Source organism: Actinomadura rudentiformis (assembly GCF_008923185.1).
Lineage (GTDB): Bacteria > Actinomycetota > Actinomycetes > Streptosporangiales > Streptosporangiaceae > Spirillospora > Spirillospora rudentiformis.
Window position 1 is genome coordinate 22,181 of sequence record NZ_WBMT01000035.1, and the last position, 14,763, is coordinate 36,943.

At 71.9% G+C, this 14,763-nt stretch carries 13 protein-coding genes; 7 read left to right on the plus strand and 6 right to left on the minus strand.

All coding sequences use genetic code 11. The annotated features are described in order from the left end of the window. Positions 1–27 precede the first annotated feature (27 nt). The 3 genes from F8566_RS47755 to F8566_RS47765 are packed head-to-tail and all read left to right on the plus strand — an operon-like array spanning position 28 to position 4,155. Positions 28–1,458 carry a purine-cytosine permease family protein gene (locus F8566_RS47755; protein ID WP_151570815.1) on the plus strand — a complete coding sequence of 477 codons (1,431 nt, stop codon included), beginning with the start codon at positions 28–30 and terminating at the stop codon, positions 1,456–1,458. 53 nt (positions 1,459–1,511) lie between these two features. Then, positions 1,512–3,092 (plus strand): hydantoinase/oxoprolinase N-terminal domain-containing protein, encoded by a 1,581-nt coding sequence (locus F8566_RS47760; protein ID WP_151570817.1) that lies wholly within the window; start codon positions 1,512–1,514, stop codon positions 3,090–3,092. Further along, positions 3,085–4,155, plus strand: a complete 1,071-nt coding sequence (locus F8566_RS47765) for a DUF917 domain-containing protein (RefSeq protein ID WP_151570819.1) — start codon at positions 3,085–3,087, stop codon at positions 4,153–4,155. Before F8566_RS47760 ends, F8566_RS47765 begins: the two co-directional genes overlap by 8 nt. Here F8566_RS47765 and F8566_RS52535 read toward each other — a convergent pair. From F8566_RS52535 to F8566_RS47785, 5 genes are all read right to left on the minus strand, one after another. After that, positions 4,145–4,279, minus strand: coding sequence for a hypothetical protein (locus tag F8566_RS52535; protein WP_264159549.1), 135 nt, complete (start codon positions 4,277–4,279; stop codon positions 4,145–4,147). The genes F8566_RS47765 and F8566_RS52535 overlap by 11 nt on opposite strands. A gap of 58 nt (positions 4,280–4,337) precedes the next feature. Continuing rightward, positions 4,338–4,889 carry a YdeI/OmpD-associated family protein gene (locus F8566_RS47770; protein WP_151570821.1) on the minus strand — a complete coding sequence of 184 codons (552 nt, stop codon included), beginning with the start codon at positions 4,887–4,889 and terminating at the stop codon, positions 4,338–4,340. Between the two features lie 161 nt (positions 4,890–5,050). Continuing rightward, positions 5,051–6,721, minus strand: a complete 1,671-nt coding sequence (gene menD / locus F8566_RS47775) for a 2-succinyl-5-enolpyruvyl-6-hydroxy-3-cyclohexene-1-carboxylic-acid synthase (RefSeq protein WP_151570823.1) — start codon at positions 6,719–6,721, stop codon at positions 5,051–5,053. Next, complete coding sequence (locus tag F8566_RS47780; protein ID WP_151570825.1) at positions 6,718–7,680, minus strand: o-succinylbenzoate synthase; 963 nt, start codon at positions 7,678–7,680, stop codon at positions 6,718–6,720. The genes menD and F8566_RS47780 overlap by 4 nt, the downstream gene beginning before the upstream one ends. A gap of 32 nt (positions 7,681–7,712) precedes the next feature. Further along, positions 7,713–8,612 (minus strand): 1,4-dihydroxy-2-naphthoyl-CoA synthase, encoded by a 900-nt coding sequence (locus F8566_RS47785; RefSeq protein ID WP_151570827.1) that lies wholly within the window; start codon positions 8,610–8,612, stop codon positions 7,713–7,715. Positions 8,613–8,702: 90 nt separating this feature from the next. On the opposite strand from F8566_RS47785, the gene F8566_RS47790 reads away from it, so the two are divergent. The 4 genes from F8566_RS47790 (at position 8,703) to F8566_RS47805 (ending at position 13,811) form a co-directional block, all read left to right on the plus strand. Beyond that, complete coding sequence (locus tag F8566_RS47790) at positions 8,703–9,884, plus strand: AMP-binding protein (protein WP_151570829.1); 1,182 nt, start codon at positions 8,703–8,705, stop codon at positions 9,882–9,884. A 37-nt stretch (positions 9,885–9,921) separates the two neighbouring features. Then, the gene (locus F8566_RS47795; RefSeq protein ID WP_151570831.1) at positions 9,922–10,926 is read left to right on the plus strand and encodes a cation diffusion facilitator family transporter; all 1,005 of its coding nucleotides are present in this window, start codon (positions 9,922–9,924) and stop codon (positions 10,924–10,926) included. A 222-nt stretch (positions 10,927–11,148) separates the two neighbouring features. After that, the gene (locus F8566_RS47800) at positions 11,149–12,549 is read left to right on the plus strand and encodes an RNA polymerase sigma factor (protein ID WP_151570833.1); all 1,401 of its coding nucleotides are present in this window, start codon (positions 11,149–11,151) and stop codon (positions 12,547–12,549) included. Positions 12,550–12,764: 215 nt separating this feature from the next. Continuing rightward, positions 12,765–13,811 carry a hypothetical protein gene (locus tag F8566_RS47805; RefSeq protein ID WP_151570835.1) on the plus strand — a complete coding sequence of 349 codons (1,047 nt, stop codon included), beginning with the start codon at positions 12,765–12,767 and terminating at the stop codon, positions 13,809–13,811. A gap of 68 nt (positions 13,812–13,879) precedes the next feature. Here F8566_RS47805 and F8566_RS47810 read toward each other — a convergent pair whose 3' ends face one another. Further along, positions 13,880–14,761 (minus strand): ABC transporter permease, encoded by an 882-nt coding sequence (locus F8566_RS47810; protein WP_151570837.1) that lies wholly within the window; start codon positions 14,759–14,761, stop codon positions 13,880–13,882. Between the last annotated feature and the right edge of the window lie 2 nt (positions 14,762–14,763).

Genomic DNA, 14,763 nt, shown 5'->3' on the forward strand with positions numbered 1-14,763 from the left:
CCCCGGCCCCAGCCCGAAAGGCCAACCATGTCGAAGACCGGCTCACCCACCGACCAGCCGCCGCCTCCGATACCAGCCACGGCCTCCTCCCGCACCGACGAGGACTACCCGCTCGAACGGGTCCCGCGGTCGGCGCGCTACTCCTGGTTCAACGTCGCGGTCCAGCGGTTCGGCCAGCTGTCGGACCTCACCCAGTTCCTCCTAGGCGCCACCCTGGGCGCGGGCCTGTCGTTCTGGGGCGCCGTCTGGGCGTTCACCCTCGGCTCGGTGATCCTGGAGGTCGTCTGCATCTTCATCGGCATCGCCGGGATGCGCGAGGGACTGTCCACCTCGGTGCTGGCCCGCTGGACCGGGTTCGGCCGGTACGGGTCGACGCTGATCGGCCTGGTCATCGCGGTCTCGCTGTTCGGCTGGTTCGGCGTGCAGACCGCCGTGTTCGCCCAGGGCCTGCACTCGCTGGCGGGCGGCCCGCCGCTGTGGGTCTGGTCGATCATCGCCGGGCTGGGGGTGACGGTGCTGGTGCTCAAGGGATTCCGCGCCATGGGCTGGACCGCGTTCGTCACCGTCCCGGCCTTCCTCGGCCTGGCCGGCTGGGCGATGCACGTGGAGATCTCCAAGCACAGCCTCGGCGACCTGGTCTCCTCGCCGCCGTTCGGCGAACCGATGTCGATCGCGACCGGCGCCACGATCGTCGCCGGGTCCTACATCGTCGGCGCGGTCACCACCCCCGACATGACCCGCTTCAACCGCAACACCGGCGACGTGGTCAAGCAGACCCTCGTCGGCATCTCCCTCGGCGAGTACGTGCTGGGGCTGGCGGGCGTCCTGCTGGCGTACGCGGTCAAGACCTCCGACGTCATCGCCATCATCACCGCGTCCTCCGGCGTCGCCGGCGTCATCATCCTCATCTCCGCCACCACGAAGATCAACAACTGGAACCTCTACTCGGCCGCGCTGGGCCTGATCAACGCCGTCGAGTCGCTGATCGGTGTGCGGCTCAACCGGGTCGCGGTCACGGTCGGCATCGGCGTGCTCGGCAGCCTCGCGGCCGCCGCCGGGATCCTCGACCGGTTCACCGACTTCCTCACCCTGCTCGGCGTCCTCACCCCGCCGATCGCCGGGATCATGGTCGCCGAGTACTTCATCGCCCGCCGCTGGCGCCCCGCCCTGGACGCCTCCCGCGAGCTCGGCAGGCTGCCCGAGACCGAACCCGGCTGGGTCCCCGCCAGCCTCGTGCTCTGGGCCGCCGCCGCGACCATCGGCTGGTTCAGCGAGCACCACCAGTGGTGGGGCATCCCCGCGCTCAACTCGCTGCTGATCGCCGGCGTCGGCTACGTCCTCGCCGCCCGCCTCGGCCTCGTCCGCGGCACCCGGGAACTCCCCGTCGAGCAGCCCGACCACCCCGCTGCGGCCCTGGAGGCCGCGCACGGCGCCACCCCAGCCACCACCCGCCCGTAGAGACCCCACCTCCGGCACATCCACACGGCACATCCACACGGCAAAGGAGCGGAATGCGCATCGGCATCGACGTCGGCGGCACCAACACCGACGCGGTCCTGCTGGACGGGGACACCGTGCTCGCCACGGTCAAGTCCCCCACCACCCCGGACGTCACCGGCGGCGTGATCACGGCGGTCAACGCGGTCCTGGACGGGTCGGGCGCCGCACCCGGCGCCATCACCGCGGTCATGATCGGCACCACCCACTTCGTGAACGCCCTGGTGGAGGGGGAACGGCTCGCACCGACCGCGGCCGTACGGCTCGGCCTGCCCGCCACCGCGGCGCTGCCGCCGATGACCGACTGGCCCGCCCGGCTCCGGGCCGCCCTCGGCCACGAAACCGGCGCCGCCCCCACGTTCCTCTGCCACGGCGGCCACGAGTACGACGGCCGCGAGATCTCCCCACTCGACGAGGACGAACTACGCAAAGCCGCCGCCGGGATCGCCGCGCGCGGCATCCGCTCGGTCGCCGTCTCCTCGGTGTTCTCACCGGTCAGCGCCGACGCCGAGCTCCGCGCCGCGGAGATCTTCGCGGCCGAGCTCGGCGACGCGGTGCACCTCTCGCTGTCCCACGAGATCGGACGGGTCGGCCTCCTCCCCCGCGAGAACGCCACCATCGTCAACGCCGCGCTGCGCGACCTCGCCGTCACCATCGTCGAGGCGTTCGGCGGCGCCCTCACCACAGCCGGGATCACCGCGCCCCTGTTCCTTTCCCAGAACGACGGCACCCTGATGGACGTCGAGCACGCCCGCCGCTACCCCGTCGCCACGTTCGCCTCCGGCCCCACCAACTCCATGCGCGGCGCCGCCTACCTGTCCGGTCTCACCGACTGCGCCGTCATCGATGTCGGCGGCACCACCGCCGACATCGGCATCCTCACCGGCGGCTTCCCCCGCCAGGCCGCCGGTGAGGCCGAGCTCGCCGGCGTCCGCACCAACTTCCGCATCCCCGACGTGCTGTCCCTCGGCATCGGCGGCGGCTCGCTCGCCGACCTGGATCCGCCCTCAATCGGCCCGCGCAGCGTCGGCTACCGGCTCACCGAGGAGGCGCTCGTCTTCGGCGGTGACACGCTCACCGCCACCGACCTCGCCGTCGCGGCCGGCCGCGCCGACATCGGCGACGCCGCCCGCGTCGCGCACCTCGACCCCGATGCCGTCCAGGCCGGACTCCGGCACATCGCCGCACGCCTCGCCGAGACCGTGGACCGCATGCGCACCTCCGCCGAACCGATCCCCGCCGTCGCGGTCGGCGGCGGCAGCATCCTGGTCGGCTCCGAGCTGCCCGGCTTCCCCGACGTACGGCGCCCCGGCCACTTCGCCGTCGCCAACGCCATCGGCGCCGCCATCGCCCAGGTCGGCGGCGAGGTCGACCGCGTCTTCCAGGTCCCCGCCGGCCACCGCGACGCCGTCCTGGACGCCGCCAAGGACGAGGCCGTACGCGCCGCCGAGGACGCCGGCGCCCGCCCCGGCACCGTCACCATCACCGACATCGAAGAGGTCCCCCTCGCCTACCTGCCCGGCGGCGCCACCCGCATCCGGATCAACGCGGTCGGCGACCTGGACCTGCAGCGACTGGAGAGCGCCCATGCGTGAGATCCACCCCGAGCACCTGGACGACATGGCGCGCGGCGCGGGGATCCTCGGCACCGGCGGCGGGGGCGACCCCTACGTCGGCAAGCTGCTGGCCCAGCACGCCATCCGCGAGCACGGCCCGGTGACCGTCGTGGACATCCACGAGGTGCCCCCCGACGCCACCGTCGTCGCCATCTCCGGCATGGGCGCCCCCACCGTGTCACTGGAGAAGATCCCCGCCGGCACCGAGGAGGTCACCGCCCTCCGCGCCCTGGAGAGGTTCCTCGGCCGCCAGGCCACCCACCTCGTGCCCATCGAGGTCGGCGGGCTCAACTCCATGACCCCGTTCATCGCCGCCGCCCGGACCCGGCTGCCCGTGGTCGACGGCGACGCCATGGGCCGCGCCTTCCCCGAGGCCCAGATGGTCCTCCCGGGCCTCATCGGCGTCACCGTCGCCCCGATGGCCGTCGCCGACGACAAGGGCAACACCCTGGTCCTGGAGACGGTCTCCAACCTGTGGTCCGAACGCCTCGCCCGGACGGCGTGCGTCGAGATGGGCTGCTCGGTCTCCTGCGCCGACACGGTCATGCGCGGCGACCAGCTCGCCGACGGCCTCGTCCCCGCCACCCTCACCCTCGCCGAAGACCTCGGACGCACCGTCCGCGAAGCCCGCGCCGCGCACGGCGACCCGGTCGCCGCAGCCGCCCGCCTCCTCGGCGGGGTCCGGCTCCTCACCGGTAAGGTCGCCGACGTCCAGCGCCGCACCTCCGGCGGCTTCGCCCGCGGTCAGGCCCGCCTCGACGGCCTCGGCGGCGACGACGGCCGGTCACTGGAGCTCAGCTTCCAGAACGAGCACCTGCTCGCCCGGCGGGACGGCGAGATCGTGGCGACCACGCCCGACCTGATCTGCGTGCTCGACACCGACAGCGGCGAGCCGGTCACCACTGAGGGCCTGCGTTACGGCCTGCGCGTCACCGTCCTCGGCGTGCCCTGCGACCCCCGCTGGCTGACGCCCGGCGGTCTGGAACTGGCCGGGCCGCGCTACTTCGGCTACGACACCGACCACGTCTCCCTCAACCGCTGAGCAGCGCCCGTTCCAGGTCCTCCCACAGGTCATCGACATCCTCCAGCCGCCGACAGCTGATCTTCCAGGAGTGGGACGGCGGCCCGTTGCTGCCCCCGGCCGCCGCCGTCGCCACCGCAGGCATCTGACGCCCTTGGTGGCAGCGGCGCTCCGCAGCGGCGCCTCCCGCAAAGCGCACCCGCTCAGGCGGGCGGGCCGGTGAGCAGGGCGGAGACCGCCTTCTCCACGCGGGCGGCCCGGCCCGCGTCGGTCCTGGCCTTCAGCACTGGCAGGATCAGCTGGTAGCGGGCGGTCTTGGCCAGAGCCTTGAAACGGGCGGCGGCCTGCGGGCTTGCCTCCAGCGCCGCCGCCAGGTCGGGCGGCACCGTGGCGTTGCGCTGGGCGACATAGGCCGCCTCCCACCGGCCGTCAGCCTGGGCGGCGGCGACCTCCGCCAGTCCTGCGGGCCGCATGCGCCCGGCGGCGGTCAGCGCCTCCACCTTCTCGACGTTCACCCGCGACCACGGGCTGCCCTTGCGGCGGGGTGAATAGCGCTGCAGGTAGAAGTCCTCGTCATAGGCCTTGCGCTGACCGTCGATCCAGCCGTAGCACAACGCGACGTCCAGTGCCTGGGCGATGGTGATGGACGACCCGCCCCCGCCCTTCTTGGCGATCTTCAGCCACACGCCCGCGCCGTCCGCGTGGTGCTCGGCCAGCCAGGACTCCCACTGAGCCTCGTCCTGAAAGTGCATCATGCGCCTCTCTCCCTTCCTCTCTGCCAAAGCTAGGGGTCGTTGAGGAACGTGTGATTCCTCAAACAAGGTGAGCACGCATCTAGCCCGCCGCCTTTACATTGTAATTTGAGAGTTGTAATAAAACAGAGCGGCGACGCCCGAGGGCACGGCGAGATGGTGGCTCAGCGGGTGAGCAGGGCGCGGACGGCCTCGTGGGCGGCCTTGCGCATCTCCGCGTGGAGCACGGCGTTGGCGTCGCGGTCGGTGCGGGCCTCGACGATGCGCAGCCCCTCCCCCGCGATCGCCTTGGGCAGGTCCGCCGCGGCCTCCAGGCGCCGGTACGGGATGCGGTGCGCGGCGGCGATGTGCTCCAGGTCGACCCGGTGCGGCGTGCCGAAGACCCGCTCGAACGGATCGCGCAGCGCCGCCTGCGGCAGCAGCGAGAAGATCCCGCCGCCCTCGTTGTTGACCACGATGATCGCCAGGTCCGGGCGACGGTCGTCAGGACCGAGGATCAGCCCGTTCTGGTCGTGCAGGAACGCCAGGTCGCCGAGCAGCGCGTAGGCGCGGCCGCTGTGCACCAGCGCGGCGCCGATCGCCGTGGAGACCAGCCCGTCGATGCCGCTGGCGCCCCGGTTGGCCATGACGCGGATGCCCCGGCGCGGCCGCATCACCTGATCGAGATCGCGGATCGGCATGCTCGCCGCGGTGAACAACAACGAGCCGCCCGGCAGCCCGGCGACGAGGTCGCGGGCCAGCCGCGGCTCGCTGACCTCGGGGATCGCGTCGAGCACCGCGTCCACCGCGGCGGCGGCGGCCAGGTCGGCGCTGCGCCACGACTTCAGCCACGAGTCGTCACCCGACACCACCGGGATCTCCACGTCCTGGGCGACCTGGGTGGCCGAACGCACGGGATCGGGCCAGCGCGTCAGGTCTGGCGAGAGCACGACGTGCTCCTCGGCGCGGCGCAGCAACGACAGCAGGGGCCGGGAGAGGCCCGGCTTGCCGAGCGTGACGACGACCTCGGGCCGGTGCCGTTCCACGAACTCCGGCACGCCGAGCAGGAAGTGGTGGGAGGACAGCGCGTGGTCGCCGTAGCGGGCGTTGCCGTTCGGCTCGGCCAGCACGGGCCAGCCCGCCATCGAGGCCGCGGCGACATAGCGCTTGACGTTGGTGGCGCCGTCGCCGACGACGAGGACCCCGCGCCGGGTCGGCGGCACGTGCAGCACCGACCCCGGCGTGGCCGCCCGCACCTTGGTCCAGGCCCCCGTCGCGTCACCGTCCAGGGGCTCGCACCAGGTGGCGTCTCCGTCGGGGATCAGCGGCTCGCGGAACGCCGCGTTCAGGTGCACCGGACCCGGGTCGGGCGCGAGCGCCAGACCCCACGCCCGGCTGACCAGCGAACGCCAGTAGGCGACCATGCCGGGCCGGTTCTCCGGCACACCGATCTCGCAGCTCCACCGTGCGGCGGTGCCGTAGATCTTGACCTGGTCGATGGTCTGGTTGGCGCCGGTGTCGCGCAGCTCGGGCGGCCGGTCGGCGGTCAGCACGATCAGCGGAACGTGCGACTCGTGCGCCTCGATGACGGCCGGGTGGAAGTTGGCCGCGGCCGTGCCCGAGGTGCACACGAGCGCGACCGGCCGGCCTGACCGTTTGGCCATGCCGAGCGCCAGGAACGAGGCGGACCGTTCGTCGATGCGCACATGCAGCCGGACCCGCCCGGCCCCGGACGCCTCGTGCAACGCCAGCGCCAGCGGAGCCGACCGCGACCCGGGCGCCAGTACCGCCTCGGTCATGCCGCAGCGCAGCAGCTCGTCGACCAGCACGGTCGCCAGCGCGGTGGCCGGATTCATCGCGCGACTCCGATCACCGGTGGTGCGTCCATCAGGGCCTGGGCGTCGGCCACCCGGCGGCGCCAGCCGGCCTGCAGCTCGTCGTCGGCGGGCTCGAACCGGCGCAGGGCGTCCTCGACCACGTCCGGGCGGCGTACCGGGATCGCGCCGTCCTCGGCGACCAGCGGGTCGCCGACGACATCGCCCTCCAGCAGCGACAGGGTGGCCAGCCCGCACGCGTACGGCAGCTCCGGCAGCGCCGCGGCCAGCGCCAGCCCCGCGGCGAGCCCGATCGAGGTCTCCACCGCGCTCGACACCACCACCGGCAGGCCGCACGCTTCGGCGATCTTCAGGGCGGCACGGACACCGCCGAGCGGCTGCACCTTGAGCACGGCGATGTCGGCGGCCTCGGCCGCCCGGACCTTCAGCGGGTCCTCGGCACGCCGGATCGACTCGTCCGCGGCGACCGGCACGTCCACCAGCCGCCGCACCCTGGCCAGCTCGTCCAGCGTCGCGCAGGGCTGCTCGACGTACTCCAGGCCGAACCGGTCCAGCGCCCGGATCATCCGCACGGCCCGGTCGACGTCCCATGCCCCGTTGACATCCACGCGGATCTTGCCGTCGGGACCGATCGCGTCGCGGACGGCCTCCACCCGGGCCACGTCGTCGGCCTCGTCCTGCCCGCGTTCGGCGACCTTCACCTTGGCGGTGCGGCAGCCCGAGGCCCGCGTCATCCCGGCGGCCGTCTCGGGGCCGACCGCGGGGATCGTCACGTTGACCGGGACGGTCTCGCGCAGCGGCGCGGGCCAGCCGTCGTAGGCGGCCTCACGCGCCGCGGCGAGCCAGCGCGCGGACTCGACGGGGCCGTATTCGGCGAAGGGGGAGAACTCCCCCCAGCCGGCGGGGCCGTGGATCAGCACGCCCTCCCGTTGCGTGATGCCGCGGAACCGCGTCCGCATCGGGATGGAGAAGACCCTCACCCGTTGACCCCCTGCCGTTCACCGTGAGGTTTTTAGTAGTACCACGGGAAACGCGACCAATCGGGGTCACGCTTCTCAAGGAAGGAGTCACGGCCCTCGGCGGCCTCATCGGTCCCGTACGCGAGCCGGGTCGCCTCCCCTGCGAACACCTGCTGCCCGACCAGGCCGTCGTCCACGAGGTTGAAGGCGAACTTGAGCATGCGCTGGGCCGTCGGGCTCTTGCCATTGATCTTGGCACCCCACTCCAGCGCGGTCCTTTCCAGCTCCGCGTGCGGGACGACGGCGTTCACCATGCCCATCTGGTGTGCCGCCTCGGCGTCATAAGTGTCACCCAGGAAGAAGATCTCCCGGGCGAACTTCTGCCCCACCTGCCGGGCCAGATAGGCCGATCCGAACCCGCCGTCGAAGCTGGCCACGTCGGCGTCGGTCTGCTTGAAGCGGGCGTGCTCCCGGCTGGCCAGCGTCAGGTCGCAGACGACGTGGAGGCTGTGGCCCCCGCCCGCGGCCCAGCCCGGCACGACGCAGATGACGACCTTGCCCATGGTCCGGATCAGCCGCTGCACCTCTAGGATGTGGAGCCGCCCCGCCCGGGCCGGGTCGATGCTGTCGGCGGTCTCCCCCTCGGCGTACCTGTAGCCGTCCTTGCCCCGGATCCGCTGGTCGCCGCCGGAGCAGAAGGCCCAGCCGCCGTCCCTGGGCGACGGCCCGTTGCCGGTGAGCAGGACGCAGCCGACATCGCTGGACATCCGCGCGTGGTCCATGGCCCGGTAGAGCTCGTCGACCGTGTGCGGCCGGAAGGCGTTGCGCACCTCGGGCCGGTTGAACGCGATGCGGACGGTGCCCTGGTCGACCGCCCGGTGATAGGTGATGTCGGTGAAGTCGAAGCCCTCGACTTCCTTCCATGCGCCGCTGTCGAACAGCTCCGAGACCATTGGACCCTCTTCCATGTCGCTCGCTCGGCCCCCATTCAACGCCACTGCGATTCGAACGTGTTCAGTGGGGTCGTTTAGGCTGGCCGCATCATGGATCGCCGCCTGCATGCCGTCGTTCTGCCGCCGGGACCGCGCCTGTACGCGGCGCTCGCCGCGGCGCTGGACGGCACCGGCCCGGCGATCTGCCCGATCTCCCCGGACCTCCCCGAGGCGGCGCTCCGGGACCTGCTGGACGCCTTGGCCCCGCACGCGGTCGAGAACGAGGACGGCATCCACCTCCGCCGGGCGGGCGGCGCCCGCCTGGCGGTCACCGGCATCCCCGTGGCGCGGGAGACCGCCGTGCTGATCGCGACGTCCGGCTCCACCGGCACCCCCAAGATCGTCGAGCTACGGGCGGCGGCGCTGCTCGCCTCGGCGGCCGCGACGTTCGACCGGATCGGCGCCGGGCCCGGTGATCGCTGGCTGTGCTGCCTGCCCACTAGCCATATCGCCGGTGTCCAGGTGCTGGTCCGGTCGCTCGCCGCAGGGACCGAGCCGGTGATCCAGCCGCGCTTCGACGTGACGGCGGTGGCCGGCGCCGATGTGGCGCATCTCTCGGTCGTCCCCACCCAGCTCCGCCGGCTCCTGGACGCGGGCGTCGACCTGTCGAAGTTCCGGTCCATCCTGCTGGGCGGCGCCGCCGCTCCCCCGGACCTGCTCGACGCCGCGCGGGAACGCGGCGCGCGGGTGTTCACCACCTACGGCATGAGCGAGACCTCCGGCGGGTGCGTGTACGACGGCGTGCCGCTGGAGGGAGTCCGGACCGGCATCGGGGCGGACGGGCGCATCCGGCTCGCCGGTCCCGTCCTGTTCAGCGGATACCGGCTGCGGCCGCAGCTCACCTCGGCCGTGCGTGACGGGGACTGGTTCGTCACCCAGGACCTCGGCGTGATCGAGGACGGGCTGCTCCGGGTTCGCGGCCGGGCCGACGACGTGATCGTCACGGGCGGGGAGAAGGTCGTCGCGGGCGAGGTCGCCGCGGCCCTGTCCCGCCACCCCCAGGTGGCGGACGTGGCGGTCGTGGGCCGTCCCGATCCCGAGTGGGGACATCGGGTGACCGCCGTGGTCGTGCCCGCCGGCGAGGCACCCGACCTGGACGCGCTTCGCGGCTGGATCCGCGAGGTCATGCCCGCATACGCCGCGCCGCGCGAGCTGGAGCTGGTCGGGGAGATCCCGCTCCTGCCCTCCGGCAAGCCGGATCTGGAGGCACTCCGGCGCCCCGATTCCCGCTGACTCCGGCCCGCCGTGGCAGGCTTGGGCCGGAGGTGCCATGCCCGAGGAGCAGCAGGAGCCCGAGGAGCAGCAGGAGAGCACGCTGACGGTGCTGCTGGCGTTCGGCGCCAACCTGGGCATCGCCATCGCCAAGATCGTCGCAGCGGTGATCACCGGTTCGGCGTCCATGGCGGCGGAGGCGGCGCACTCGATCGCCGACACCTTCAACGAGGTGCTGCTGATCGTGGGGCTGCGCCGCAGCGGCCGCCCCGCCGACCGGCGGCATCCGCTCGGCTACGGCAAGGAGCGCTACATCTGGACGCTCCTCGTCGCCGTTGCGATCTTCGGGATGGGCGCGCTGTTCGCCTTCTACCAGGGCGTCGAGACGCTCCTGGGGCATCCGGGCGAGGAGTCCGACCCGCTGGCCGGCTACATCGTGCTGGCGGTCTCGTTCGCCCTGGAGGCCGTCTCCTGGCAGCAGGCCCTGCGGCAGGTCCGCGCGGACGCCCGGGACGAGGGCCTGCCCATGATCGTCTACATCCGGCGGACCGACGAGCCCACATCGATCAGCGTCCTGCTGGAGGACTCGGCCGCGCTGCTCGGCCTGCTGTTCGCGTTCGCGGGCCTGGGCCTGCACCAGCTCACCGGCTCCGCGATCTGGGACGGCGTCGGCTCGATCATGATCGGGGTGCTGCTGACGGCGGTCGCGCTGATCCTGGGCCGCATCAACCTCAACCTGCTCATCGGCAACCAGGCCGACCCGCGCCTCGTCCACGACGTGCGGGGCCTGCTCGGCGCCGCCCCGGAGATCGAGTGGGTGGTCGACATCGTGACCATGACGGTCGGCGCCGACCGGGTCCTGGTCTGCGCCCGGCTGGACTTCCGCGACACGCTGACCGCGGGTGAGGTCGAACGGGCCTGCGTCCGGATGTCGCACGAGCTGCGGGCGGCCCACGGGGAGATCGACGAGGTGTTCATCGAGCCGGTCCCGCGCGATGATCCCGAACTGCGGGACCGCGTGATCGCCCGCTACGGCCGCATCTCACCCCCTGGACGATCCTGAGGCCATCCCGCCCCGGAATCCCGGTAAACCGGTAAAATCTTCAAGGTTGTGAATCCGGCGGCCCACAAGGGGCTCAGGGCCCCTCACGTGTCCTGCCGGGAGTTTCGGACGCGGTGGCTGGGAACAAGAAGCCCTTCGTGCAGCGTTCCGATAAGTGCGCGCATCACTAGCGAATCACGCCTCCGCGTCGCACCCACACAGTGAAGGGAGAGGGGTGCCCCCATGCCGCGAACCGCTGTAGAGACCCCGCTCACGGAGTTGACGAGCCCGGCGCTCGACGACCTCCTCGAGCGTGGCCGTGCTCAAGGGCGCCTCTCGCTCGACGAGGTACGCAAGGCCTTCGAGGCCGCCGGTATCAGCCCCTCGCAGGGCCGTTCCATCCTCCGCGAGCTCTCGGACGCGGGCATCGGCCTGGCCAGCGAGTCCGAGTCCGCCACGACGCCGCCGGCCAAGGCCGCCAAGGCCAAGACCCGTAAGTCCGGCAAGGCGGCCGCCCCCGCCGCGGACGAGACGGACGTGACAAAGGTCACCAAGTCCCCGGCCGCGAAGCGGGTCACCGCCAAGAAGGCCGCCGGCAAGTCCGCCACCCAGTCCGCCGTTCAGGCCGTCGACGACCGTGAGCCCGCCGCCGCGGAGCTCGACGACGCCGAGGACGGGACCTTCGAGGTGACCGAGGTCGAGGGCGCGCCGCTCGCCGACCTGGATGACCAGTCGACCACCATGGGCGACTCGGTGCACACCTACCTCAAGGCGATCGGGCGGCGCCAGCTGCTCACCGCCGAGCAGGAGGTCGACCTGGCCAAGCGCATCGAGGCCGGGCTCTACGCCGAGCACCTGCTCGAGACGCAGAAGTTCAGCCCGCAGCGCCGCATGGACCTGGAGTGGGTCGCCGCCGACGGCCGCCGTGCCAAGGCCCACATGCTGGAGGCCAACCTGCGCCTGGTGGTGTCGGTCGCCAAGAAGTACTCCGACCGCGGGCTGTCCCTGCTGGACGTGGTCCAGGAGGGCAACCTGGGCCTGATCCGCGCGGTCGAGAAGTTCGACTACTCCAAGGGCTACAAGTTCTCCACCTACGCCATGTGGTGGATCCGCCAGGCGATCCAGCGCGGCTTCGCCGACTCCGCCCGCACGATCCGCCTTCCCGTCCACGTCCTGGAGATGCTGAGCAAGCTGAGCCGGGTCGAGCGGGACATGCACCAGCGGCTGGGCCGCGAGCCCACCCCCGAGGAGCTGGCGGTGGAGCTCGACAAGAGCCCCGAGCAGGTGCGTGAGCTGCTGCGCACCAGCCGGCAGCCGATCAGCCTCGACTCCACCATCGGTGAGGACGGCGAGACCCGCATCGGCGACCTCATCGAGGACACCGACAGCCCCGAGGCCTCCGACCTGGTCGACCGTCAGCTCATGGCCGAGCAGCTGCGCCGCACCCTCGACATCCTCAGCCCGCGCGAGGCCAAGATCATGGCGATGCGGTTCGGGCTGTACGACGGGACGCCGCGGACGCTCGACGAGATCGGCAAGGCGCTCGGGCTGACCCGCGAGCGCATCCGCCAGCTGGAGAAGGAGTCGCTCTCCAAGCTGCGGCACCCCAGCAACGCCCAGCCGCTGCTCGACTTCGCGGTCTGACCGTCTGATCCCTCCCAGCGCGCACACGAACCCCGCCCGGCCCCACGGCCCGGCGGGGTTCGCTGTTCTCCGTACCCGGCCTCGATCCGCACCGTCCGGACGTGGCTCGGTAGCGGGCAGGGCCCGCAAACTCGGTAGTCCTCACCGATGCCGGTGAACGTGGCGGAACCAAGACTGTCGGTGGTCGTGAAAACACCGAGTGAAAGAGGTCAACCATGACCAGCACAACCGACAGCCGCGGGATCCCCGCCGGGGCTCTCGATCACATGCGCGAGACCATGGCGGCCCGCGACGCGGCGCAGGCCGAGCGTCTCGTCACCGCGGGACAGGCCGTTGTGGACCGGTTCGAGGCGGAGCGCCTCCGGATCGTCCCCGCCGAGCTTCAGGAGAAGCTGCGGGCCCACGCGGCCGAGCACCGCCTGGGCGAGGACGCGGATCAGGACGCCCGGCAGCGCCGGGCCGCCCGGCAGCGCGCGTACGCGGCCGAGATCGGCGTCGATCTTGTCGCGCTCGACCGGATGCGGGCCGATTTCGCCGAGCAGGCCGGTGCCGCCACCGCGCTGCCCGGCATGGGCGGGGCGGAGGTCACCGTGGTGCCCGGAGAGGGCCGCGCGATCGAGGAGGGCGACGCCTCCCTGGTCGTCTACGACGGCAACTGGGACCCGGGGCCGGCGTGGGGCTCGTCCCGGCCGGGCGACTTCGCGATCTGGAACCAGGAGAGCTTCTGGGCGCCGACCATCAACCGGGCGGGCAGCCACATCCGGTTCCGGCAGCGGGAGACGGGCAACAACAGCTGGGCCTGGATGTCCTGGCGGAACGGCTACATGCGCCTCTTCACGCTGCCGGCCGCCCGGCCGCTCATCGTCGATGTCGACCTGACGTGCCAGCACAGCCGGTTCTTCATCGACACCGACGACGAGCCGGGCGACTCGGCCTGCCGCGTGGAGCTCTCCCAGTCCGTGCAGGTCGAGGTGTACTCCAGCTGGGCCGACTCGGTACCGCAGGAGACCGTCAGCGGCCTGCTGGCGAGTACCGGGACCACGTCCACGGAGAACTGGCAGGACTTCGAGGCCGTCCCAGCATGGTCGAAGCGCAAGGTCCGCGTCAACTCGCAGCGGACCTACGCGGGCGGGCAGCAGGTGGCTGTCTTCGTGTCGGTGATGAACTTCGCCAACGGGGCACGGCTGAACGACACGCGGCTCACCGCCGGTGTCAACGCCGCCTGGCACATCGACAACATCGTGGTCAGGCCGGTCTTCTGACCGCCCGGCTGCCAGAGGCCTCCGCTCCCCCGCGAGCGGAGGCCTTCGGCGTCGTGTGCGATGCGCCGTCAGTCGCCGCGGCGGAACTCCCAGATGGCCACGGCCGTCAGGATGGGGCCGAGGGCGACGATGATGAGGAGTTCGAGCCAGACGGGGACGACCCAGCCGTTCCAGGTCACGCCGGGGTTGAAGGTCCTCTCCAGCTCCGCCGACACGTCCAGGTGGGCGAAGACGACCTGGCGCAGCGGGTCGACCGCGTACGTCAGCGGGTTGATCCGAGTGAGCACGCTCAGCCAGGTGGGCAGGCCGCTCAGCGGGTAGAGGGCACCCGACAGGAACATCATCGGCATCATCGCCATCTGCATGAGGGCGAAGAACGACTGCATGGTCTTGATCCGCGCGGCCATGATCACGCCGAACCCGGTCAGCGCGAAGGCGCCCAGGAACATGATCCCGATCATCTCCAGAAGCAGCAGCGGGTCGTACGGCACGCCCGCCAGCCCGGCCAGCATCACGATCAGCAGGCCCTGCAGGGTGGCCACCGTGGCGCCGCCGACGCACTTGCCGACGACGATCGCGGACCGGCTGACCGGCGCGACCAGCATCTCGCGCAGAAAGCCGAACTCGCGGTCCCACACGATCGACCCGGCCGAGAACATCGCGGTGAACATCACCGACATCGCGCAGACGCCCGGGAAGATGAACGTCTTGAGGTCGATCTCGCCGGACGGGCCGCCGCTGGCCATGAGGTTGGACAGCCCCGTTCCCATCACCAGGAGCCAGAGCACCGGCTGGACCAGGGTGGAGACGATGCGCATCTTGTCGTGCCAGAACCGGATCAGCTCCCGGTGCAGGACGATCTTCACCACGCGCAGGTCGTGCCGGACACTGCGTTCGGGCACCTGGACGCGGACGACGCTGCCCGCCTCCGCCGGAGCCGGAGTCCCCATGG

Excerpts from the sequence above, each read along its gene's own strand:
- F8566_RS47810 (WP_151570837.1), bottom strand. The coding sequence starts at position 14,761 with ATGGGGACTCCGGCTCCGGCGGAGGCGGGCAGCGTCGTCCGCGTCCAG.
- F8566_RS52535 (WP_264159549.1), bottom strand. The coding sequence starts at position 4,279 with ATGCCTGCGGTGGCGACGGCGGCGGCCGGGGGCAGCAACGGGCCGCCG.
- F8566_RS47760 (WP_151570817.1), top strand. The coding sequence starts at position 1,512 with ATGCGCATCGGCATCGACGTCGGCGGCACCAACACCGACGCGGTCCTG.
- F8566_RS47790 (WP_151570829.1), top strand. The coding sequence starts at position 8,703 with ATGGATCGCCGCCTGCATGCCGTCGTTCTGCCGCCGGGACCGCGCCTG.
- menD (WP_151570823.1), bottom strand. The coding sequence starts at position 6,721 with ATGAATCCGGCCACCGCGCTGGCGACCGTGCTGGTCGACGAGCTGCTG.
- F8566_RS47795 (WP_151570831.1), top strand. The coding sequence starts at position 9,922 with ATGCCCGAGGAGCAGCAGGAGCCCGAGGAGCAGCAGGAGAGCACGCTG.
- F8566_RS47805 (WP_151570835.1), top strand. The coding sequence starts at position 12,765 with ATGACCAGCACAACCGACAGCCGCGGGATCCCCGCCGGGGCTCTCGAT.
- F8566_RS47765 (WP_151570819.1), top strand. The coding sequence starts at position 3,085 with ATGCGTGAGATCCACCCCGAGCACCTGGACGACATGGCGCGCGGCGCG.
- F8566_RS47770 (WP_151570821.1), bottom strand. The coding sequence starts at position 4,889 with ATGATGCACTTTCAGGACGAGGCTCAGTGGGAGTCCTGGCTGGCCGAG.
- F8566_RS47785 (WP_151570827.1), bottom strand. The coding sequence starts at position 8,612 with ATGGTCTCGGAGCTGTTCGACAGCGGCGCATGGAAGGAAGTCGAGGGC.
- F8566_RS47800 (WP_151570833.1), top strand. The coding sequence starts at position 11,149 with ATGCCGCGAACCGCTGTAGAGACCCCGCTCACGGAGTTGACGAGCCCG.
- F8566_RS47755 (WP_151570815.1), top strand. The coding sequence starts at position 28 with ATGTCGAAGACCGGCTCACCCACCGACCAGCCGCCGCCTCCGATACCA.